General features: G+C 63.0%; 20 protein-coding genes and 1 tRNA gene. 5 read left to right on the top strand and 16 right to left on the bottom strand.

The window, feature by feature from the left end:
- Nucleotides 1-80: 80 nt before the first annotated feature.
- The 5 genes from DEHOM01_RS03185 to DEHOM01_RS03205 all read right to left on the bottom strand — a co-directional run bounded on the left by DEHOM01_RS03185 (nt 81) and on the right by DEHOM01_RS03205 (nt 3,336).
- Nucleotides 81-156 (bottom strand) — tRNA-Arg (locus DEHOM01_RS03185).
- 123 nt (nt 157-279) lie between these two features.
- Entirely contained in the window at nt 280-1,230 is a 951-nt protein-coding gene (locus tag DEHOM01_RS03190) for a hypothetical protein (RefSeq protein ID WP_156468294.1), read from the bottom strand.
- Between the two features lie 9 nt (nt 1,231-1,239).
- Nucleotides 1,240-2,133 carry a hypothetical protein gene (locus DEHOM01_RS03195; protein WP_061211475.1) on the bottom strand — a complete coding sequence of 298 codons (894 nt, stop codon included), beginning with the start codon at nt 2,131-2,133 and terminating at the stop codon, nt 1,240-1,242.
- Nucleotides 2,134-2,192: 59 nt separating this feature from the next.
- Nucleotides 2,193-3,023 (bottom strand): SGNH/GDSL hydrolase family protein, encoded by an 831-nt coding sequence (locus DEHOM01_RS03200; protein WP_061211476.1) that lies wholly within the window; start codon nt 3,021-3,023, stop codon nt 2,193-2,195.
- Between the two features lies 1 nt (nt 3,024).
- Nucleotides 3,025-3,336 (bottom strand): cell division protein CrgA, encoded by a 312-nt coding sequence (locus DEHOM01_RS03205; protein WP_016663349.1) that lies wholly within the window; start codon nt 3,334-3,336, stop codon nt 3,025-3,027.
- Nucleotides 3,337-3,535: 199 nt separating this feature from the next.
- Here DEHOM01_RS03205 and DEHOM01_RS03210 point away from each other — a divergent pair, with 199 nt between their 5' ends.
- Nucleotides 3,536-4,231 (top strand): class E sortase, encoded by a 696-nt coding sequence (locus DEHOM01_RS03210; RefSeq protein ID WP_061211477.1) that lies wholly within the window; start codon nt 3,536-3,538, stop codon nt 4,229-4,231.
- On the top strand, nt 4,231-4,401 hold the full coding sequence (locus tag DEHOM01_RS10045; RefSeq protein WP_167346640.1) for a hypothetical protein: 171 nt from the start codon (nt 4,231-4,233) through the stop codon (nt 4,399-4,401). Before DEHOM01_RS03210 ends, DEHOM01_RS10045 begins: the two co-directional genes overlap by 1 nt.
- A gap of 65 nt (nt 4,402-4,466) precedes the next feature.
- On the opposite strand, the gene DEHOM01_RS03215 is transcribed toward DEHOM01_RS10045, so the two are convergent.
- From DEHOM01_RS03215 to DEHOM01_RS03250, 8 genes are read right to left on the bottom strand one after another with little or no spacing between them, the layout of a single operon-like run.
- Nucleotides 4,467-5,156, bottom strand: coding sequence for an anthranilate synthase component II (locus DEHOM01_RS03215; protein ID WP_061211639.1), 690 nt, complete (start codon nt 5,154-5,156; stop codon nt 4,467-4,469).
- A complete protein-coding gene (gene pknB, locus DEHOM01_RS03220; RefSeq protein WP_276325409.1) occupies nt 5,143-7,362 on the bottom strand; it encodes a Stk1 family PASTA domain-containing Ser/Thr kinase in 2,220 nt (739 codons plus the stop codon). The genes DEHOM01_RS03215 and pknB overlap by 14 nt, the downstream gene beginning before the upstream one ends.
- Nucleotides 7,308-8,636, bottom strand: a complete 1,329-nt coding sequence (locus DEHOM01_RS03225) for a serine/threonine-protein kinase (RefSeq protein ID WP_061211478.1) — start codon at nt 8,634-8,636, stop codon at nt 7,308-7,310. Before DEHOM01_RS03225 ends, pknB begins: the two co-directional genes overlap by 55 nt.
- A gap of 1 nt (nt 8,637) precedes the next feature.
- The gene (locus DEHOM01_RS03230; RefSeq protein ID WP_061211479.1) at nt 8,638-10,083 is read right to left on the bottom strand and encodes a peptidoglycan D,D-transpeptidase FtsI family protein; all 1,446 of its coding nucleotides are present in this window, start codon (nt 10,081-10,083) and stop codon (nt 8,638-8,640) included.
- Entirely contained in the window at nt 10,080-11,489 is a 1,410-nt protein-coding gene (locus DEHOM01_RS03235; protein ID WP_061211480.1) for an FtsW/RodA/SpoVE family cell cycle protein, read from the bottom strand. Before DEHOM01_RS03235 ends, DEHOM01_RS03230 begins: the two co-directional genes overlap by 4 nt.
- Entirely contained in the window at nt 11,489-12,793 is a 1,305-nt protein-coding gene (locus DEHOM01_RS03240; protein WP_061211481.1) for a PP2C family protein-serine/threonine phosphatase, read from the bottom strand. Before DEHOM01_RS03240 ends, DEHOM01_RS03235 begins: the two co-directional genes overlap by 1 nt.
- Complete coding sequence (locus tag DEHOM01_RS03245) at nt 12,790-13,305, bottom strand: FHA domain-containing protein FhaB/FipA (RefSeq protein WP_016663340.1); 516 nt, start codon at nt 13,303-13,305, stop codon at nt 12,790-12,792. The genes DEHOM01_RS03240 and DEHOM01_RS03245 overlap by 4 nt, the downstream gene beginning before the upstream one ends.
- A gap of 7 nt (nt 13,306-13,312) precedes the next feature.
- Nucleotides 13,313-14,011 carry an FHA domain-containing protein gene (locus DEHOM01_RS03250; RefSeq protein WP_016663339.1) on the bottom strand — a complete coding sequence of 233 codons (699 nt, stop codon included), beginning with the start codon at nt 14,009-14,011 and terminating at the stop codon, nt 13,313-13,315.
- 98 nt (nt 14,012-14,109) lie between these two features.
- Between DEHOM01_RS03250 and DEHOM01_RS03255 the strand changes: the two genes are divergently transcribed.
- From DEHOM01_RS03255 to DEHOM01_RS03265, 3 genes are all read left to right on the top strand, one after another.
- On the top strand, nt 14,110-14,985 hold the full coding sequence (locus tag DEHOM01_RS03255; RefSeq protein ID WP_061211482.1) for a serine hydrolase domain-containing protein: 876 nt from the start codon (nt 14,110-14,112) through the stop codon (nt 14,983-14,985).
- A 62-nt stretch (nt 14,986-15,047) separates the two neighbouring features.
- Nucleotides 15,048-16,232, top strand: a complete 1,185-nt coding sequence (locus tag DEHOM01_RS03260; RefSeq protein ID WP_061211483.1) for an NAD-dependent epimerase/dehydratase family protein — start codon at nt 15,048-15,050, stop codon at nt 16,230-16,232.
- On the top strand, nt 16,223-17,416 hold the full coding sequence (locus DEHOM01_RS03265; RefSeq protein ID WP_061211484.1) for a glycosyltransferase family 4 protein: 1,194 nt from the start codon (nt 16,223-16,225) through the stop codon (nt 17,414-17,416). The genes DEHOM01_RS03260 and DEHOM01_RS03265 overlap by 10 nt, the downstream gene beginning before the upstream one ends.
- A gap of 6 nt (nt 17,417-17,422) precedes the next feature.
- Here the strand turns inward: DEHOM01_RS03265 and DEHOM01_RS03270 are convergent, their stop codons facing one another.
- The 3 genes from DEHOM01_RS03270 to DEHOM01_RS03280 all read right to left on the bottom strand — a co-directional run bounded on the left by DEHOM01_RS03270 (nt 17,423) and on the right by DEHOM01_RS03280 (nt 20,826).
- Entirely contained in the window at nt 17,423-18,043 is a 621-nt protein-coding gene (locus DEHOM01_RS03270; RefSeq protein ID WP_061211485.1) for a hypothetical protein, read from the bottom strand.
- Nucleotides 18,043-20,169: an NlpC/P60 family protein gene (locus tag DEHOM01_RS03275; RefSeq protein ID WP_061211486.1), complete on the bottom strand. Its 2,127-nt coding sequence runs from the start codon at nt 20,167-20,169 to the stop codon at nt 18,043-18,045. The genes DEHOM01_RS03270 and DEHOM01_RS03275 overlap by 1 nt, the downstream gene beginning before the upstream one ends.
- A 135-nt stretch (nt 20,170-20,304) precedes the next feature.
- On the bottom strand, nt 20,305-20,826 hold the full coding sequence (locus DEHOM01_RS03280) for a hypothetical protein (RefSeq protein WP_061211487.1): 522 nt from the start codon (nt 20,824-20,826) through the stop codon (nt 20,305-20,307).
- Nucleotides 20,827-20,828: the final 2 nt, after the last annotated feature.

Genomic DNA, 20,828 nt, shown 5'->3' on the forward strand with positions numbered 1-20,828 from the left:
CCACAAACGTTGGGCACAGATTCACGTATCGACGATGGAGAGCGCAAAAGGCCCTCCACCGAAGTGGAGGGCCTTTTTGCTGGCGCGCCCGGAGGGATTCGAACCCCCAACCTTCTGATCCGTAGTCAGATGCTCTATCCGTTAAGCTACGGGCGCTTTTTGCCTGTTCTCTCGAACTGACTTGTATTACTTTACTCCGGTACGGCCCGAAGTGCGAGCCGAGGGCCCGTGAGTCTAGTCACGAGCCCTCGGCTGCGATGCGCTCAGGGCGCGGAGGGGTTACTGCTTACCGAAGGTCTGGCCGGGGTTGTCCTGCGGTCCCTGATTGCCAGGTTCGCCGAACGAGTTCCCCTGGAAGCCCTGCTGAGGCGGCTGGTGCCCCTGCTGTGGTGCTTCGTAGCTGCCCTGCTGGGGAGCCTGGTAGCTCGGCGGCTGGGGCGCGTTCGAGGTGCCCTGCGAGGGGTGCTGGCCGAAGCTCGGCTGGGCACCCGGCTGTGCCTGCTGCCCCTGCGGCTGCGCGCCTCCGTGGGTCGAGCTCTGGAAGGATCCCTGCTGCTGGAAGTGTGCGTCGCCGGCACCGGACTTCTTCTTGCGCTTCATGAACACGAGGGCGCCGATGACAACCGCCGCAAGGACAAGGAGAAGAACAACAACGACCACGATGATGACGATGAGCCAGGGGAAGCTGCTGCCCTCGGCCTTGATGTTGATGTCTGAGAAGTATTCTTTCGTGTCGGTGATGTGGACCTTGTTGCCGTCGATCTTGCCGACGCTCGATTCGGTGACCTTGCCGGGGAAAACGAAGGTGAAATCAACCTTGAAGCCGGCAGCCGCCGCCTGGTCGCCAAACGACCCTTTGGAGGCTTCCTTGTAGGTGTAGGTGTCCGATTCCTTGTCGTACTTCAAGGCATCGCCCATGGGGTTTTTTTCATCCTTTTGGCCAGAGAAAGTGCACACGACCTCGTCGTCTTTCTCCTCTAGCTTGAGATCTGGCTTGGTCTCGCCAGTAAATTCCTCAAGAGCTTCATCGCCGCAGAACTGAGAGGGGGTCATGCCGATTTCCTCGAGCGAGGATTTCTTTATTGAGACGACACCCTCGAGGGTGATCTTTTCGGGGCTCTCGATGGTGACCGTCGCGTCGAGCTTGCCGCAGCCCGCAACGACGAGCATGAACGGGATGAGCATTAACGCTGCGATCTTCTTCAAAGGGTTGGCCTGTGGTGCTGTCACAAGGAACCTCTACTTTCGTGGAATCCGGAATGTGGTGGACAAATCTGTGGGTACTTCAGCGGCCTGCGGAACCGGGGCTTGGGGGTCGCTATCGATACTGGCCTGACCTTTGTAATGTCGAGAATCGGCGCCTTCGGGACTTCGATAGTTTGGCTCGCGTATCTCGGGCTGCTGGCCTGGCCTACTTTGTTGCGTAGATGAGCCGTTTTGAAACGTTTGGGCGTTTGCGGCAGGGCTCTTTTTCCTTTTGCGAGCGATGACAATGAGAGCCGTGATGGCGAGAGCCGCAAAGAAGAGGAGCGCAAGTGCCACCGCAATAATGATGACGACAATGAGCCAGGGGAACCCGGGGCCCTCGGACTTGATCTCGTAGTCCGAGAGGAAACTCTCGATACTGCTGATCTGAACCTTGTTGCCGCTGATCCTGCCGACGTTCGATTCAGTAACCTTGCCTGGCATGACGATGGTGACGCTAGTCATGAAGGCGCCGAGAGAGAGCCGCTCGGCGATTTCAGGGGCAGGCATGATCCCCTTCAGTGTGTAGGTGTTCGAGTCCTTGTCGTAAGTGAGGATCTGCTTGAGCTGTTCGGGATCCTCTATCGTACTGGTGAATTCGCACTCGAAGATGTCGCCTGTTTCGGTCAGCTTGGTCTTGAGTGTGCCTTCGAAGGCTGGTCCACCAGCACCCGTCGTATCTTTCGAGGTACAAACATCCGCGGGTTTCATGCCGTATTTTTCAAGCACCGAACTGTACCCCCGAGCAACGCCTTCGAGGACAACTTTGTCGGCGCTTTCTACTGTCATGGTTGCTTTGAGGTCCCCGCAGCCGGCGATGAGGAGGAGAAAAGGAATCACTAAGAGCGCAGCGAACTTTCTCAGGGGGTTCGACTGAGTCGTCGTCATGGGGAGACCTTGCGTGTAAAGGGACGGGCGCGACTGTACTCTAACGCACAACCATGGTCTTATTCTTCGCCTTCCCGTGAGGCCGAACCAGGCGGCATACCTTCGCCGAAGACGGGCGAGGCTTCGGGCCGTTTGGGATGCACGGCATCTCCCGAGCTTTCGCCGCGGATGCGCCGCATTACCCAGGGGCCGAGGTGATCGCGCGCCCACACGAGGTCCTTTTCTGCTGCCTGGCGCCACGTGCGCTGCGGCGGGTCGTGGGGCGTGAATTCGCGGAGGTTGTTCGGGACGTCGAGAACGGCGAGGACTTCGCGCGCAATCGTGTGGTGCCCAAGAGGTGAAAAATGCAGGCGGTCCTCGGCCCACATGCTTTCGTGAACGAGCTGGCGCGCAGCCCACAGATCTACGACGAATGCGTTGTATCGTTTGGCGATCGTGCGCATGTTTTCGTTGTAGATCGCGGAGCGCCCACGGATGAGGTTGAGAACGGGGGTGTTGCCGACGTCGGGCCCTGTCCACAGGATGATGTCGGTGCCTGTCTCAGCGAGGCGCGCGACGGCGACGTCGATTTCGGAAGCGATCTCGTCGGGATCGCCGCGCCGGATCACGTCGTTGCCTCCCGCAAAGAAGCTCACGAGATCCGGCTTGAGGTCGATCGCCGGCTCGAGCTGCTCCTCGATGATTTGTTTGTAGAGCCGGCCGCGGATCGCGAGGTTCGCGTAGGCGAAATCGGGGCACGTGCGCCCGAGCTCTTCGGCGACGCGATCTGCCCAACCGCGAACCCCTCCGGGCACGTGCGGATCGGGATCACCGATGCCTTCCGTGAATGAGTCACCGATGGCGACGAATCGCCGCCACGGGTGAAGGGGGGTGGCTGGGACGCTGCTCATGCTACCTCCAGAAGGTCAGGAGCCCGCCGCCCGCGAGAAGGATGCCGATGCCAACGGCAAGGTTCCAGTCGCCAATGGGGAGCGGGTACTGGGCGCTCGAAATGTAGTACACAACCATGTACAGGATTCCGAGGATGAGGAGAGTGACGGCGGTGGGCACCAGCCAGGCTGGGCTTGGCTTGTAGGCTTCCGCGGCGCTTTCTTGAGCGCGGCGCGAGCGGCGGGTTTCGGCCTCGGCGCGAGTCACTCGATCCCGTGCAGGCTGGTTCTGCTGGGTGGGGATGGTCGAGGAACGCCGAACTTTCTTGGCCATGGGGTACCTTTCACAACGGTCACGGATGCGCCGGGCCGCCCCGAGGGGTGGGTGCGGTGCCGGCAACGGCATATATTAGGGTACAGTGCGCGAAGGAATAGGTTGGTGTTATTCCGACGCCCGCCGATTAACCCCCTGCCGAATCGGAGACATTGTGCCTTCTTCCCGCCATAGGCGAGCGCCCGAGCGTAAACGGAGCGTGGTCTCGAGCATTATTGGTGTGCTCGGCGAACTGTTGATTACCGTCGGAGCTTTCCTCCTTCTTTTTGTCGTGTGGCAGCTGTGGTGGACGGATGTTATTGCTGACCGCGAGCATGCCGTCATCATCCAGGAGCTCCAGTCGAAGTGGGGCGGGCCCGCGCCGAAGAAGATCGCACCCCCCGAAAAGGGCGAACCGCCGAAGATCGAGAATGTCAAAGAAAACGAGGTGTGGGGCGAGCTCCACGTGCCGAAGTTCGATAAGGCCACGTCTCCCATGGCCGAGGGCGTGAGCATGGAGAAGGTCCTTAACGTGATCGGCAACGGGCACTATCCCGACACAGCCCTCCCGGGTGAAGTGGGGAACTTCGCGTTTGCGGGTCACCGTTCGACATACGGGCGTCCACTGCACGACATCGCGCGGCTTCAGCCCGGTGACCCGGTCATCATTGAGGGGCCGAAGGCCTATTACGTGTACTACGTAACGGGATCGGAGATTGTGCAGCCGAACGACGTGCAGGTGATTGCGCCGGTTCCGAATAAGCCGGGGGAGGAGCCAACGGAGCGGATGCTCACCATGACGGCGTGCCACCCCATGTATTCGGCTGCGGAGCGGTACATCACGTACGCGAAGTATGACCACTGGGTTGATCGCAGCAAGGGAATCCCCAAAGAGCTCGCGGAGGTTAAGAAGTAATGTACGGCTGGCTCTATCGGATTATTCCTGGCCCGTGGTGGGTCAAGGTGTTGGTGCTGCTGATTCTGTTCGCGGCGATTGTCGTGGTGCTCTTCGGTTGGGTGTTCCCCTTGATCGCACCGTATATGCCGTTCAACCAGGGGACGATCTCGGCGCTCGGCGCCCTGTAGCCGCGGCGTCGACAACGGCATAGGCAGTCCCTGCCTTACGGGATCTACTGCCCTTTCCTACACCCTCAGTGAGGGGCCGCAGAAGTGAGCAGCGGCGCGAAAGTGCGGGCTCGCTCGCCAGCCCCCGTTCCGTCTCGACCTTCTGCGAGTTCGAGGAAGTGCGCGAGGATCGTGTGCCCGCCGTTAGTAAGCACGCTCTCCGGGTGGAACTGGACACTGTGGAGCGGGAGGCTCCTGTGTGAAAGCCCCTGGATGCTGCCGTCGTCGGCGCGAGCCGTGACCTCGAGAACTGCCTCGTCGACCGTGTCGGGCACGACAGCGAGCGAGTGATAGCGGGTCGCCTCAAACGGTGAGGGTAGGGACGCAAACGGCCCTTGGCCTTCGTGGTGGATGAGGCTTGTCTTGCCGTGCATGAGTTGCGGCGCATGCGTCACGATCGCCCCGAAGTAATGGCCGAGACACTGAAGCCCGAGGCATACCCCAAACATCGGAGTCGACGTGCGGGCACACTCACCGATCACGTCGAGGCTTCGCCCGGCGGTGAGGGGGTTGCCCGGACCTGGGGAGATGAGAACGCCGTCAAATCCCGAAAGATCAGGGGCACCGGACGAGGTTTCAGGTACGGCGTCGTTGCGGACAACTACGCACTCGGCTCCCATCTGCTCGAGATACCCGATGATCGTGTACACGAACGAATCGTAGTTATCGACCACGAGGATGCGGCACGAGGAGCCGGTGGGGTCAGTTGCCGCCATTGCCGCGGCCACGCCCGTTGCCGGCTCCATTTCCGTTGCCATTGCCGTTTCCGTTGCCATTGCCGTTTCCTTCACCGTCGACCGGAGTGACCGAAGGCGCGGCGGGGGTTGTGGTCGCGGTCGGCGTGGGGGTAGGCGTGGGCTCAGGGCCCTTCGACACGATGATCGTGACGCTCGACCCGGACTTCACCTCGGAGTTGACCTCCGGATCTGTGCGGATCACCCGACCCTTTTCGACAGTCGGGGAGAACTCCTCTTGCACCTGCGTGCCGAGGTTGAGCTCGGGGACGCTCAAGCGTGTGCGCGCTTCCTCGAGAGTTTGACCCACGACATTCGGAATGGTCACGGGGCCGGCTTCAGCGGCGACGACGAGGCGCACGGTCGAGCCCTTCATTGCGGTGCCGTCGGCGGGCGTCTGTTCGAGAACGGTGCCGACGGTTTCCCCATCCTTTGCCTCGCGGCTCGCCACGGTGACCTCGAACCCGGCATCCTTGAGAGCCTGTTCGGCGTCGGCCTGAGTGAACCCAACCACGCTCGGGACGGTGAGCTGACCGCTCGAAATCCAGACTTTAACGGCGCTGCCTTGCGGGGCGCTCGCGCCGTCGCCCGGCTCGGAACGGATCACAACATCCTTATCGAACTCGGTTGAATCTTCGGTGCCGGCAACGGTCATCGTGAAGCCGGCGTCCTCGAGAGCCTTCTGTGCCTCATCCTTCGTGAGCCCTTCGAGCTTAGGCACGCTGGCGGAGTCCGGGCCGCTCGAGACTACGACGTTGACGGTAGAGCCCTTGACGACCTGGGCCTTTGCTTCAGGATCGGTTGAGATGACGAGCCCTTCGTCAACCTCTGTGCTCGCCTTTTCAGTGAACTTCGGGGTGAGCCCTGCTTCGGTAAGGGTGCGCTTCGCATCGTCTTCCGCCATGCCCACGACCGACGGCACGCCCACCTGTTCGGGCTCGCGATTCTGCTGCGCGATGAACCACCACGCGGCGCCCGCCACAATAAGCAGCAGGAGGATCAATCCGGCGACCCACGCGCCTACGTGACGTTTCTTTTCCTCTTCCGGCGCAATCTCATCGAGTGCACTCCTCGGCCCTTGCGGCGTGGGCGACGCTACCGCCGCGGCCGCAGGAGCGGACGGGGCCATCGGAGCCGTATGCGTGGGAATGACCTGGGTTTCCTGGTCCTGGAACGCCGTCGTGTTTTCAAACTCCGTGGGGCTCAGCACCTGGGTTGCCGCTTCAGCACTTGCGGGGCCCGCAGCGCCTGCGGCAAGGGTGCCAAGAATCCGCGGTTCGCGGCCTGCCGCCGCGTCGGTAATATCCTTCGCGAAATCCGAGGCGCTTTGGTACCGCACCTCGCGGTCCTTCGCGAGGCCGTGGAGCACGACGGCGTCCATGAATTTGCTGATGTTCGGGTTGTAGGTCGAGGGGACCACCGGAGTTTCGCGCACATGCTGGTATGCGATCGACACCGGCGAGTCGCCCGTGAAGGGCGGGCGACCCGTGAGGAGCTCGTAGAGAACAACCGCCGCGGAGTACACATCGCTGCGCGCATCCACCTGCTGGCCACGCGCCTGCTCCGGCGAGAGGTACTGTGCGGTGCCCATAACGGCTTGCGTCTGGGTCATGGCCGCGGTCGCTTCGGATACCGCGCGTGCGATACCGAAGTCCATGACCTTGACCTCGTTGTTCTTCGTGATCATGATGTTGCCGGGCTTGATGTCCCGGTGAACGATTCCCGCGTTATGTGAGTACTGGAGGGCGCCCAGCACACCCCCCATAATCGCGCACGCGCGCTGCTCGCTCATGGGGTTTTCCGCCGAGATGAAGGATCGAAGCGTGTCGCCCTCGACGTACTCCATGACGATGTAGGGGATCGTCACCTCTTCGCCCGTGGGCTCGGTGCGGTGGTCCTCGCCAGTGTCGTAGACGCCCACGATCGTGGGATGGTTGAGCCCCGCGGCTGACTGTGCCTCACGGCGGAAGCGTTCCTGGAAGTGGGGATCGCGCGCGAGGTCCGAGCGCAACACTTTGAGGGCGACCGTGCGATGCAAGCGCGTGTCGCGCGCAAGATACACCTCAGCCATGCCGCCACGCCCAAGGAGACGCCCAATCTCGTAGCGGTTACTGAGTAACATGCGGTCTTCGCTCACAATGCCACCGTAGCCTTCCTCAAGAGTGCGCTCACATCCGCGCCCGTCCATTCTAATGAGTGTGTGCCCGCACCAAGGGATACCGTTCCGGTTGCCACGAGAATCGCCACAATAATGGCGATCACAACGACGGCAAGCACGATTAGAAGCGGCAAGCTGACCCTACCGACGCTCTGTCCCGTGGATGTTCCGCGCCGCGCGGCGGCCCTGTGATCGCGACTTGCGCTACTCGCAGAGTTAGCGCTCGCCGCCGAACGCGCGCTCGGTGCCGACGCTGCCGTTGACGAGGACCTGATGGTGACCGGCTTTGAGCCGACGCCCGCGAGCGGCATCGCCGCCGTTCGGGTTCCAGTGGGCGAAATCGGGTTCGCCGTGCGCGAGTTGGCTTTCGAGGTGATTTTGCGGCTCGAGTGGCCACCGTCGCGCTTGGAGGCGGAGGCGGAGGCATCGGAACGTCCGCCAGGGGCGCGCACGCTGCTCGTCCCGAACCGCGGCTCCTCGCCTCGTTCGATCGAATCGAGAATGCGGGCGACAACCGCCGCCGACCGGGGGCGGTTGGCCGGAGCCTTCGCGAGCATCATCATGACGAGACGGCGCAGATCCGGGTTGATGCGCTCGGGAAGCTCCGGTGGTGCCTCCTTAACCTGGGCCATCGCAATCTCGACTTGGCTCGTGCCCGTGAATGGGCGTGAGCCGGTCAGCATCTCGTAGGCGACGATGCCGAGCGCGTAAATGTCGGAAAGACTCGTGGCCTGCTTTCCCATGGCCTGCTCGGGAGACAGGTATTGGGCGGTGCCCATGACCAGGCCGGTCTTCGTGAGCTTCGCCTGGTCGTTAGAGCGGGCAATACCGAAGTCGGTGATCTTGAGCGCCCAGTCGTTCGTGTCGTCCACGAGCACGTTCTCCGGCTTGACGTCGCGGTGGACGACGCCTTTGACATGCGCGGCATCCAGTGCTTTCGCGAGTTCCTTGAGCACGGCGATCACGCGGTCTTCGTCGAGACCGTCTGGGTTTTCTTCGATGATGTCTGAGAGGGGGCGGCCCTTCACGAGCTCCATGACGATATAGGCGCGCCCGTCAAGCTCTCCGTAGTCATAGAGGCCGGCGATCGCGTCGTGCGCGAGCGCGGCGGTATGGCGTGCCTCGGCGCGGAAACGCTTGAGGTAGCCCTCTTCGCCCGCGAACTCTTCGCGCAGAACCTTAACGGCTACGGGGCGGTCGAGCTCCTGGTCCTTGCCTTCCCAGACCTGGCCCATGCCACCCGTGGCAATGAGGCGAGTGAGTTCGTAGCGTCCTTCGAGAACGAGTCCTTTACGTGTTTTCATGCTATTCCTCGATCACTGCCTTCATGAGGTCTCGCGCGACGGGGGTGGCAACGGTGCTTCCGTAGCCGGCCTCCTCGACGACAACGGCCACCGCAACCTTCTTGTCGCCCTTCATGGCGTAGCCAACGAACCACGAGTGCGGCTTCTTCCCTTTCGCCCACTGCGCCGTTCCGGTTTTTCCGCCGACCTCGGCCCCGTCGATCTGGGCGCGCTTTGCCGTTCCATCCGTCACCGTTGCTTCCATCATTTGCCGCATCTGCGCGGCATGAGCGGCGGAAAGCGGCTGACTCTTCTCGCGCGGAGCGAGTGCCTTGACCTCTTTGAGGTCGCCCGTGCGAACAGACTTGACGAGCTGGGGTTCCATGACGATGCCGTCGTTGGCGAACGAGCCCGCCATCATCGCCATTTGGAGCGGGGTTACCTTGTCTTCGTATTGCCCGATCGAGCTCAGGGCGAGTTGGGCATCGTCCATATCGGAGGCCATCGACGACGGTGTCACCGAGAGTGGGATCTGCATCTTCGTGCCGAATCCGTATTCCTCGGCCTTTTTCTTCAGAGCGTCTTCGCCGAGCTGGACGCCGAGCATCGCGAACGAGGTATTGCAGCTTTGCTGGAGCGCGGACTGCAAGCTCGACACGTCGTTCGGGCCGCACGGGGAGGTATCGCCGTTCGGGTGGTTCGACATCGACGTGGACGAGTTCGGGAGCTGATAGCTTCCGGGGCCGGGGATTTCCGATTCGGGAGTGTAGTTGCCGGATTCGAGCGCAGCCGCGGCGACGAGGAGCTTAAATGTCGAGCCCGGCGGGTAGAGGTTGCCCGCAATCGCCCGGTTACTCAGAGGCTTCTTCGGGTCGTCATTGAGCTTGGACCACGCCTTGCTGACAGACTTCGAATCGTGTGAAGCCAGGGCGTTCGGGTCGTAGCTCGGGGTCGAGACCATCGCGAGAATCGCGCCTGTATCGGGGTCGATTGCGACGGCTGCGCCGCGATGGTCGCCGAGGGCCTCGTAGGCGGCCTTTTGTGCCTTCGCATTGATCGTGAGTTCGACTTGCGCGCCCTGGGGGTCGTGGCCCGAAAGTACGGTCATGAGGCGGTCGTAGAAGAGAGAGTCGGCCTTGCCCGAAAGCTCTTCGTTCATGGCTTTTTCCATGCCGCCGAAGCCGTACACGACGCTGTAGTAGCCCGTGACGGGTGCGTACAGGCCCGGCTCAGCGTATTCACGCTTGAGCCCGTAGCGATTGTTGACTTTCGTGCTTGAGGCAACGGCAACACCGTCGACGACGATCGGCCCGCGCGGCCGCCCAAACTCGTTGTAGATCGTGCGCGCGTTGCGGCCGTTCGCGTTGAGTTCTTCCGCTTTGATGACCTGGAAATAGGTGGTGGAGCCAAAGAGGAAGAGGAGCAATACGGTGAGCACGAGCGAGACGTGGCGAAGCGGTTTGTTCATGCTGTGACCTCCGCACTCATCGCGTGCGGCGCGTGCTGATCGGCCGCGATGTGCTTTTCGGTTTCGCCGAGGCTGCGTGCCGCGGGCCTTCGTGCGGCGTCGCTCAGTTTCATGAGGAGCCCCACGATGATCCAGTTGGCCACGAGGCTTGAGCCACCCGCGGCCATGAAGGGAAGCGTGAGGCCGGTCAGGGGGATCACGCGCGTCACGCCGCCCACGACGATGAACGTTTGAAGGCCCAGAGTGAATGAGAGCCCGGCCGCGATGAGTTTCCCGTAACCGTCGGAAATCCCGACCGCTGAGCGTAGCCCGCGCTGCACGATGATCGCGTAGAGCGCGAGAAGCGCGAACACGCCCACGAGCCCAAGCTCCTCGGCGACCGACGCGAAAATGAAGTCGGACTGCGCGAACGGGACGGTGTCCTGGCGGCCTTCGCCGAGGCCGACGCCGAACAGGCCGCCGTTCGCGATGCCGAAGATGCCGTTGTTAATCTGCCCGCAGTTGCTGAAGTTTCCGCTGCCCATGGGGTCGAGCCAACACTCGAAGCGGCGCTGCACGTGACCGAGCTTGAGCACGTAGTAGATTCCCGGGGGTGCGAACATAAGGGCGCCGATGATGAACCAGCTCAGGCGGTCCGTTGCGGTGTACAGAATGACGACGAAGAGCCCGAAGAACAACAGGGACGTGCCGAGGTCGTTTTGGAAGACGAGAACGGCGGTCGCGCCGGCCCACGCGAAAAGGAGCGGGCCGAGATCCGACCAGCGGGGCAGGGTGATGCCGAGGACGCGCGGCCCCGCGAGGGCGAGTGTGTCGCGCCTCGAGACGAGGAAGCCGGCGAAGAACATCGCGAAGAGGATTTTCGCGACTTCGGCGGGCTGGAATGAATAGCCCGCGATCCGGATCCAAATCCGTGCGCCATAGTTAGCGGCGCCAATGCCGGGGGCAAGCGGCAGGAGCAGGAACAGGAGTCCGACGGCACCCGTGATCCAGGTGTAGCGACGGAGCTGGCGGTGGTCCCTCATGAGCATGAGCACGGCGGCGACGCACGCGAGGCCGAGCGCTGTCCACATGACCTGGCGCGAGGCGAAGCCATGCCCCCAGGACGTGTATTTCTCGTAGACGAGATCCACGCTCTTGATCGTGGCGAGGCCGATGAGGTTGATCAGGAGAGCGGTGGGCAGGAGCAGCGGATCGGCATACGAGATGCGCACTGCTGCAACGATGTACACGATCAGCGCCCCGACACCGAGCCCGCCAATCTGCCACCAGGTTGATGCGGCGATCTGTTCGTTGCGCCCGAGGTCGACGAGGACGTTCGCGCCGAGACCGATCGCGAAGGCAGCCAGAAGCAGAACAAGGTGCAAGATGCGCCGTGTTCGTGCCTGATAGCTGATGACCGTCGCCATTAGCGCCCGCCGTCCGAGGGAGCCTGGCCGGTTTCGGCCTCGCCGCCGCTATCGCTTGCGCCACCGCTGTCGCTTGCGCCGGCCTGCGGGTCTTTCGAGAGGCTCCCCTCCGCCGCGAGCTGCGCGACGATGCGGTCGGCGTCGTCTCTGTTCTTTGCGCTGATGGTGTTTGTGACCTGGGTTTGGGTCACGGGCTGGAGGTCGCTGAGGACCACGTCGGTGACGGCCTCTTCGTGGGAGAGCGAAAGGGGGCCGAGGTCTTGCGCGATGCCCTTATAGATGACGACCTGTGAGCCGTTGGTGCCAACGTAGTACTGATCTTGCGTCCAGTTATAGGCGAACCAGGCACCACCGATGAGGAGTGCAGCGATGAGGGTGAAGAGCGCCGCCACCGGCCAGTTCGAGCGCCTCGGGGGTTCCTCTTCGTAGTCTTCGTCTTCGTACGGCACTTCTTCCCGCGTGAGTGCTGCGGCGCGTGCGGCGGGTCCCGTCGCGGCCGTGGGGCGATGGCGGTCGCGCGCGGCGGCACCAACGACGATGCTTCCACTCGACGGGCCGGGATCGCCCTTGTGAAGGTCGTCGATGTCGATGACGTCGGCGATGACGCACGTGATGTTGTCGGGGCCGCCCGCTTTGAGAGCGAGTTCGACGAGGTGCTCGGCGCATTCATCGGGGTCGTCGATGCTCGAGAGGACGTCGCTGATGGTTTCGAACGAGACGAGTCCCGAGAGGCCATCGGAGCACAGCATCCAGCGGTCGCCTGGGACGGCTGGTTTGAGGCTCAGGTCGAGTTCGGGATCGGCGTCGACATCACCGAGGACGCGCATGATCATGGAGCGCTGCGGGTGGCGTTCGGCTTCTTCCGGGGTGAGGCGCCCTTCGTCGATGAGGCGCTGCACGAACGTGTGGTCTTTTGTGACCTGGGTGCACGTGCCTTCGCGCACAAGGTAGGCGCGCGAGTCACCGATGTGGACGAGCGCGAACTTGTTGCCCGCGCGCAAGAGCGCGGTGACGGTCGTGCCGAGGCCCGCGAGAAGGGGTTCTTCGCGAGCGCGCCGCAGGATGGCATCGTTTGCGTCAAGGACGGCGCCCTCGAGTGCGGCGACGATATCGGTTCCAGGTGCGTCGGTTTCGAGCTCCGAAAGCGTGCCCACGGCGACTGAGCTGGCGACGTCGCCACCGGCGTGGCCTCCCATCCCGTCGGCGACGACGAGGAGGTGGGAGCCGGCGTAACCGGAGTCCTGGTTGTTCGAGCGTACGAGCCCGACGTCTGTTTTCGCTGCGTAGCGCAACGCGATGGTCATCGGGGGCCTCGCCTCAATTCAATTTGAGTGTTGCCGATCGTGATGGCGGCGCCTGGCTTGAAGGGAGCGGAGGCTCCTTCGAGGGGCTTGCCAGCGAGGGTCGTGCCGTTAGTTGAGCCCAGGTCCTCGACGTACCACTCGCCATCGTGAGGGAATACGCGCGCGTGGCGGTTGGAGGCGTATTCGTCGGAAAGCACGAGGGTGCATTCCGGGGCGCGGCCGATGAGGATCGGCGAGGCCGCGAGGCGGATCGTGGTGCCGCGAAGGGGGCCTGCGGTGACGACCAGCTGGGTTTGAACGGCGTTCGGATCGGTGGTTTTTTGACCCTGCTGGAGAGCGGAAGGGTCGCTCACCGTGCGTCTCTCGGCGCCTGCTTTTCGCCCGCTTCCGCCGCGCGTGATGACCGTGGTTCCGAAGAGGTCGTTGCGCAGGACGAGGAGCGCAACGATCACGAAAAGCCACAGCGCAACGACGAAACCGAAGCGCAGGACGATGAGGGTTAGCTCGCTCACGCGGACCTCACCACTCGGAGGGCGCGCCCGTAGGCAAAATGACGGTGAGACGCGTGCGCCCGATGCGGATCGTCGCGCCGTCGGGGAGCCCGGTGGGGGTCGTAATGCGCTCGCCGTTCACGAAGGTGCCGTTCGTGGAGCCAAGGTCCGTTGCGGTCATCGATGTGCCGTCAACGCGGAGTTCAAGGTGGTGGCGGCTCACGCCCGTGTCGTCGAGGATGATGTCGCTGTCGCCGCCGCGGCCGATCACGGTGACGCGGCCCGTGAGGAGGTACTGCTGACCGTCGATTTCGAGGATCGGCTGGAAGTTTTCGCCGCCCGTCGTCGCCGGTGCGAGTGAGGAGCGTTCGGTGCTCGATTCGGTTTCGAAGCGCCCGGCCTTGACGTCATCGTCGCGCTTGAGCGCGACGGTTACGTTCCCCACAAACAGGTATTTCTGCTGATCGGCGTGATCGACGAGGATCCGCTGGAGTTCATCAACGAGGGTGTCCTCCCACGAGGCGAACCGTTCGTAATCCACCGAGTTGAGGTACACGGAGTACGTGTTGGGTGCGAGCGTGCGGGCGCGGTCGAGGACCTGAATCTGATCGTCGCATTCGCGCTTGAGCCCTTGGGCGAGGTCGAGTGGCTTGATGCTGCCGCCGCGCGAGAACACGTTCGACACTCCGCGGTCGAGGCTGCGCTCGATTCGGTCGAGAAAACTCAACGTGGGTCTCCTTGGGTAAACGTCGTACGCCGCGAGTCTATCGCGTGTCATGCACGCACGATTCGTTCAGATGTAATGATGTGGTGGAGGATTGGTGTATGAGTGATGTGCACGCGAACCCCGCCCACGTTGATCCGGAGTCTCTTGAGCCGCTTCTTTCGTCCTTGAGTTTTGATTCGGCCGTTGGCCTCATCCGTTCCGACGGTCGCTTAATCACCGCGTACGGGGATCTTGACCGAGTGTTCCCGCTCGCGAGTGTCTCGAAGCTGATCGCGACGTACGCCGCGCTCGTCGCGATCGATCGCGGAGCCCTTTCCCTTGATGACGCTGCAGGTGAAGAGACTCCGCAGGGCTGCACTGTCGAACACCTACTTGCCCACGCCGCCGGCTATGCGTTTGAAGGCGGGGAGTTTCTTGCTGCGCCCGGAAAGCGCCGCATGTACACGAATGCGGGTATCGAGCAGCTCGGGCGCGTTGTCGCGCGCGCCGTCGGAACGGACTTTGACCGGTGGGTGCGCGAGAGCGTGACGGAGCCACTGGGGATGGAGACCGTCGAGGTAGCCGGCTCGCCCGCCAAAGATTACCGCGCAAGCATCGAGGATCTTCTTTTACTTGGCCGGGAGTTCTTGACTCCCACGCTCATTTCTTCAGAGCTCGCTGAATCAGCGCATCGCCCCCATTTCCCGGGCCTTTCCGGCGTGCTTCCCGGTTACGGCCGCCAAAGCCCGAATGACTGGGGTCTGGGTGTGGAGATCAAAGGGAAGAAGGAGCCGCACTGGACGGGCGCGCTCAACTCGGCCCGCACGTTCGGGCACTTCGGGCAATCGGGGTCGTTCCTCTGGGTTGACCCGGAAGCGATCCCGGGTGGGCTCAGTGCGGCATTTTTGTCGTCGAAGCCGTTTGGCGAGGAGCACGCCGGCGTGTGGCCCGCTCTCAACGACACCCTCGTTCGCGCGGCGCGAGCTCGTTTCTGAACAGCGATAGTGTTCACTCGGTCACTATTGTGGACTGACGACACGAGGCGAGAGGACGAGCAATGCAGCAGGCCATCAACGAGGCTGGGGAACGAGGGCTCCGCATTATTGTCGCAGGCGGTGACGGTTTTTGCGGCTGGCCCACGGCGCTGTACCTCTCGAAGCAGGGGCACGAGGTCACGATTATTGACTCCCTTGTGCGTCGCGACATCGATGACGAACTCGGCTCAAACTCGGTGACCCCGATTCTCCCTCTCGAGAAGCGGGTCGCCGCATGGGAGGAAGTCTCGGGCGCACGTATCGACGTTCGGATCGGCGATCTTAGCGACTACGAGTTTCTGAGCGCAGCCGTCACCGACGTGCAACCCGAGGCCTTCGTGCACTTCGCCGAACAACGAAGCGCCCCGTACTCGATGATCGATCGTGAGCACGCCATTTACACGCAGCGCACGAACGTTGAGGGCACACTCAACGTGCTCTGGGCGATCCGCGACTACGCTCCCGAATGTCACCTCGTGAAGCTCGGGACGATGGGCGAATACGGCCAGCCCAACATTGACATCGAAGAAGGCTTCATCGAGATCGAGCATCGCGGCCGCAAGGACCGCCTGCCGTTTCCGAAGCAGCCGGGCAGCTTCTACCACCTCTCCAAGGTGCACGACAGCGACAACATCATGTTCGCGTGCAAGATCTGGAATATCGCCGCGACCGACCTCAACCAGGGCATCGTCTATGGGCTCCACACGAATGAGACCCGCATGGACCCCCGCCTCGTGAATCGCTTCGACTATGACGCGGTGTACGGCACGGCGCTCAATCGCTTCCTCATTCAGGCCGCCGTCGGCCACCCCCTCACGGTGTACGGGGATGGCTCCCAAACACGTGCGTACCTCAATATCGAGGACACCGTGCGGTGCATCGAACTCGCGTGCACGAACCCCGCGCAGCCTGGAGAGTTCCGCGTGTTCAACCAGTTCACCGAGTCCTTTAGCGTCGAGGAACTCGCCGTCAAAGTCGTCGCAGCGGCCTCGACGCTCGGGATCGATGCCCAGATCAATCACGTCGAGAACCCGCGCGTCGAGAAGTACAACCACTACTACAACGCCGTCAACACTCGCCTCATCGACCTCGGGCTCGAGCCGCACCTCCTTACGGAGGGCGTGCTCGCCGAGATTCTCGAGGTGGCCCGCGCGCATGCGGGGCGCGTGAGGAACGAGCTGATCCTCCCGAGCGTGACGTGGCGCTAGCAGACCCCGCCTCCCGTGGCCGGATGCGCGTGCTCCTCGTGACCGAGACGTTCGTGCCGAGCGTTGACGGGGTCGTCACGCGCCTGACCCATCTCGTCGATCATCTCCTTAGCGAAGGGCACGAGGTGGAGATCATCGCGCCGGGGCTCGGCATCGACGAATACGAGGCAGCGTCGGACCCCAAGAACTCACGCCAGAGCCCCGGCGCCCCCATTCACGGCGCCCCAACCGTGCGCGTGCCCTTTTACCCGAGCCGTCCCTGGTCGCTCCCTACCCCTTCCGCACACCGTCTCACCGAGCGGGTCGTGCGGGAGTTTCGCCCCGACGTTATCCATGTCGCGCAACCGATCCTGCTCGGTCAGACCGCCGTTCGCACGGCGCGCCGCCACCGCATTCCACTCGTCGCGAGCTACCACACGAATCTTCCCGCCTACCTGTCGCGCTACCGCGCATGGGCGTGGAGCGCACCACTCATCGCGCGCGCAACCCGCTGCATGCACCGCGATGCCCAGATCAATGCCGTCACGAGCGAGGCCATGCGCAGCGAGGCCCGTGCACTTGGGCTCGAGCACGTGCATGTCGTGCGCAGGGCCGTGGATACGCGCCTCTTCCACCCCGGTGATGGCCCGACGGCCGCTTCGCCTTGCGGCAACCAAAACTCCAGGTTGCGGCTGCTTTTCGTCGGGCGGCTTGCGGCCGAAAAAGACCTCAACCGACTCGCGCCCCTCATGCACCGCCGCGATGATCTAGAGCTCACGCTCGTGGGCGATGGGCCACAGCGCGCCAACCTCGAACGCGACTTTCGCGGAACCCGCACGCATTTCGCAGGGGTTCTCCGCGGCGAGAAGCTCGCACAGACCTACCGCGACCACGACCTGTTCGTATTTCCCTCCGTGACCGAGACACTTGGCCTCGTGCTACTTGAGGCGATGGCCTCGGGCCTGCCGCCGCTCGCCGCATGCTCAGGCCCTACCATGGAGCAAATCGTCGACGGCGAAACGGGGTTCCTGTTTAGCGACGAGAACGATCTCGAACGGCGTCTCGAGGCGCTCGCGGGCGAACAAGGTGCACGGATAAGGTCGTCCGTGGGAGCCGCAGCGCGCCGCGAAGCGGAGAAGCACTCATGGGCAGCCGCGAGCGAGGACTTTGTGAGCCTTTACCGACGTGCGATCCGGGGCGAGTAGAGGGGATTAGATCTTGGCCGCGTAGGTGATGACGTGCTGCGTATCGGTGCTTTGGGCAACCACGTAGCTCTCACCGGATTCATCGTGGAGGACGCGGATCAGCACCGAACCCTCATAGCGGTTAACGATCGCCGCCTCGGCGTCGTGTGGATTTGCCGCGGCGCGATCGGCGCTCGTCTCGACATCGGAAATGACCTCGCCGAAGGCCTTCATGTATGCCGAGCCATCACCCGCCGGATCTTTGTGCAAGTCGAGCACCCCTTCCGGGAAGGTACCGCGGGTTGCGGAATCTTCCTCATACCTGCGCGCCCCGGCTGTCGCGTAGGTCTCCCACATTTCAGGGGTGTCCTGTGTGCGAGAGCCGGGCAGGCTCGCGGCCTCGGGCGTGAAGAGTGACTCGTCAAACTTTCCGTCTGGGTCAGCTTTTGAGGGCACGTATCCGTCGCCTGGCGACGCTTCGGATTCGCTCACGCGCCCCTCTTCGGGGATAGTCGTAGCGCTTTGTGTTGCCGTGGCGCTTTCGGAACGCGAATCTGGTTCGGGTGCGGAGCCGCCCGAGCACGCTGCGCACGCGCTTACGAGCAGGGCGGCCGTTGCACACACGACCCGGCGAGTCACCTGTTGCACTAGAAGGGCCTCAGAACGTACGGGTCAGCCTTGCGACCGGGAAGGTTCCGGGTGTACGAGCGAATGTGAACGCCAGGACCCCAGGAATGCAGCATCTGACCATTGCCCAGATACATCGTCATGTGACGGATGGTGCCGCCGGAGTCTCGGTAGAAGATCCAGTCGCCGCGCTGAATCTGCGAGATTGGCACCTTGCGGAACTTCTTGGAGTTGTAGAAGTAGTGCGTCGAGAGCCAGTTTGCACCGGCATGTTGTTCGGGCGTTACCCCCGTCTCGAGACCGGCGGCATTCATTGCCTGGATAGCGATACCTGAGCAGTCGTAGCCTAGTTTGTAGCCGCCGGCACCGCCCCAAGTGTAGGGCGAGCCTACCTGCGAACGCGCAAAATTCACCATGGTGTCGATGCGCTCTTGACGGCTTGCAGTGATGCCTACCTTGGGTTTCACCGTGAAGCCATCCGCGTACCAGCTCACGCCAGTGCCTAGCGAATCCCACGTGCGCTTATCCACGACACCGGTGACGGGCAGACCTCGCTTGCGCTGCCAAGACTTGACGGCTCGGATCGTTTTCGCGTTCATCGTTGCACTGTGGCCATCTGAGTAGATCCCGAGGCGTTTTTGGACAGCGGCTACGCGAACGCCGTTCCAGCCCTTGGTGAGGTTGTGCCCACCGCGAGAGGTCGTGGGATTATTCGTGGGGCCGAAGTAGTAGGGATTCGCGGGCTCCCAGCCCACGACCCCTGTGCCATTCGAACGCGTCCAGTACAGAACTCCGTTCTCGAAGTTTTGGCGGAACTGCCCCTTGTAGGTGTACTCGTTCGAGGTGGGAAGACCGAGGAAGCCCCGCTCAAAGCCGCGCTTGGCGTACTGGTTGAGCATGCCTGAGTGCACGGCATAGGCACCGGTGCGCGGGTGCCAGTACATATTTCCGCCCTCGAAGTACTGAATGGTGACTCCGTTATTGAGCTTGGTTTCGCCACTGCGAGGAAGGCCGAGGGCGCTGTTCGGGCCCCCGATGCCGTTGTAACTCTTATGGATGGCATTCTTGGTGACTTCAGTGATGCCGGTGCGTGAGTTCCAATAGATCGTGCCGTTTTGGAAGTTTTGTGCGCGGCCGCCGCGTACCGAGTATTCCTGCGAGGTGGGGAAGCCGAGCGCACCGTGTTCATATCCTTGCCGGGCCCAGATGCCAAAGATCGCGCCGTTGTGAGAGATGGAGTGCGTGCCAGAACCCGCCGAGTAGTAGGCGATGCCGTGCTGGAACCGCTGGAGGTAGCCGCCTCGGATCTTGGTTTCGTTCTCCGTGGGAAAGCCCAACCAGCTCTTAGGGCCGCCGAGTGACTCATAGTGGTCGCCAATGCCGCCCTTGGTTACCCACACATTCTTCGTGGCGAAGTCGTAGTGCAGGGTTCCGCCCGTGAACTTCTGCATGACGCCGCCGGGCACTCGAATCTCATCGGTCGAGGGGTAACCCAGCCATCCGCGCGTTTGGCCGCTGCGCTTCCAGAACGTTTCGAAGCCGCCGCCGCGGTTGACGGCGTGTGCTCCACCGTTGCCCGGGGACCAGTAGAGGTCGGCATTCTCGAAATGCTGGACGTAGCCACCGCCGTTGAGTTTTTGCTCGTTGGACGTGGGGTTACCAATCCAAGAATCCGCGCCACCGGTCTCGTCCCAATAGCCGCGCATCGCGCCGACGATGGCGAACCGTGGCGTGCTTTCGGGGGTCGCGCTGAAGGTTCGGATGCTCGACGCGGGCTTCTCTGCGGGCGCATCGGTGGTGGATTCCTCCACGGAGGTGGTTGTGGAGTCGCGTGGGGCGGGTGCCGATTCGCGAGGCGCAGGGGCCGGGGTATCGTCCGTGGACGTAGGAGCCTCGAGCGGCGCGTCGGTGGTGTTTTCGCTGGGAGCCTCCGTGCCGGGAGTTTGATCGGCCGGGGTTTCCTCAACAGGGGTTTCAGAGGGGGCCGGTTCCGAGGGGGCCGGCGTGGGGGCCTCGGTCGTCGAGAGGGTCGGTTCGTCGGTTGGATCGGAGGGAGAAGCCTGCACGGCGAGCGGGGTGAAGGTGACGCCGGTGGCGAGAAGGGCAGCCGAGATGCGTCGGCCGGTAAGAGAGGAGAGGGGATACATGGCAGCAGCCTCACGTGAGAGATACGGAACGCCCTTAGCTTAGGTCAAAAATTCCGTTGTGAGGACACCGGTGGCCCTTCTCGTAACAATCGTAATCAAGTTGTAATCGCGCGAGGTCCCAGAAGGAGTCGCGAGTCACTTCCGTGCGCCGTACAGCAGCCAGGTCGGTCGCGTGGTTGCGATCCAGCGCATGCCCGCGACCGCGAGGATTGACACGATGCCGAGCAAAATCGCCGGGGTGTAGTTTCGCGTTGCGGGCTCGGTCTCCGGTTGCAGCGCGAGCGTGAGCGCCACGGCAACCCCGACGGTGGCCACGCCAAGGACGATGCCGACGATCATGAACGTGCGCGCGAATGTGCGCAGCCACGCCTCGCCGTCCGCCGGGTACCCCACTCCCGCGCGGTGTTTCTTTGCGGCGATGCCCCCGATGCATCCCGCGACGAGCGCGCCAATCACCCACGCGACGAAAAGTCCGAGCGAAAGCCACCACGTGATTTGCGAGGCGGCAAGCCCTGCGAGGACGCCCGCAAGGGCGCCAAGCAGACCGAGGCGGGCGAGGAAGGCCGCCCCTTCGGCGTCGGTGTCGAGGTTCGGCGGGAAAGCCGCGAATGCGTCGGCACCGTAGCCTTGGGCGTTCCAGTCCTGCGACTCGCTCATGA

Origin of the sequence: Dermabacter hominis NBRC 106157 (genome assembly GCF_001570785.1) — a bacterium.
Classification (GTDB): Bacteria; Actinomycetota; Actinomycetes; order Actinomycetales; family Dermabacteraceae; genus Dermabacter; species Dermabacter hominis.

What these genes read in the sequence shown, in the direction of transcription:
- DEHOM01_RS03205 (WP_016663349.1), bottom strand. Translation starts at nt 3,336, where the DNA reads ATGGCCAAGAAAGTTCGGCGTTCCTCGACCATCCCCACCCAGCAGAAC.
- DEHOM01_RS03235 (WP_061211480.1), bottom strand. Translation starts at nt 11,489, where the DNA reads ATGGCGACGGTCATCAGCTATCAGGCACGAACACGGCGCATCTTGCAC.
- DEHOM01_RS03280 (WP_061211487.1), bottom strand. Translation starts at nt 20,826, where the DNA reads ATGAGCGAGTCGCAGGACTGGAACGCCCAAGGCTACGGTGCCGACGCA.
- DEHOM01_RS03195 (WP_061211475.1), bottom strand. Translation starts at nt 2,133, where the DNA reads ATGACGACGACTCAGTCGAACCCCCTGAGAAAGTTCGCTGCGCTCTTA.
- DEHOM01_RS03275 (WP_061211486.1), bottom strand. Translation starts at nt 20,169, where the DNA reads ATGTATCCCCTCTCCTCTCTTACCGGCCGACGCATCTCGGCTGCCCTT.
- DEHOM01_RS03225 (WP_061211478.1), bottom strand. Translation starts at nt 8,636, where the DNA reads ATGAAAACACGTAAAGGACTCGTTCTCGAAGGACGCTACGAACTCACT.
- DEHOM01_RS03260 (WP_061211483.1), top strand. Translation starts at nt 15,048, where the DNA reads ATGCAGCAGGCCATCAACGAGGCTGGGGAACGAGGGCTCCGCATTATT.
- DEHOM01_RS03230 (WP_061211479.1), bottom strand. Translation starts at nt 10,083, where the DNA reads ATGAACAAACCGCTTCGCCACGTCTCGCTCGTGCTCACCGTATTGCTC.
- DEHOM01_RS03255 (WP_061211482.1), top strand. Translation starts at nt 14,110, where the DNA reads ATGAGTGATGTGCACGCGAACCCCGCCCACGTTGATCCGGAGTCTCTT.
- DEHOM01_RS10045 (WP_167346640.1), top strand. Translation starts at nt 4,231, where the DNA reads ATGTACGGCTGGCTCTATCGGATTATTCCTGGCCCGTGGTGGGTCAAG.
- DEHOM01_RS03200 (WP_061211476.1), bottom strand. Translation starts at nt 3,023, where the DNA reads ATGAGCAGCGTCCCAGCCACCCCCCTTCACCCGTGGCGGCGATTCGTC.
- DEHOM01_RS03240 (WP_061211481.1), bottom strand. Translation starts at nt 12,793, where the DNA reads ATGACCATCGCGTTGCGCTACGCAGCGAAAACAGACGTCGGGCTCGTA.
- pknB (WP_276325409.1), bottom strand. Translation starts at nt 7,362, where the DNA reads ATGGACGGGCGCGGATGTGAGCGCACTCTTGAGGAAGGCTACGGTGGC.
- DEHOM01_RS03215 (WP_061211639.1), bottom strand. Translation starts at nt 5,156, where the DNA reads ATGGCGGCAACTGACCCCACCGGCTCCTCGTGCCGCATCCTCGTGGTC.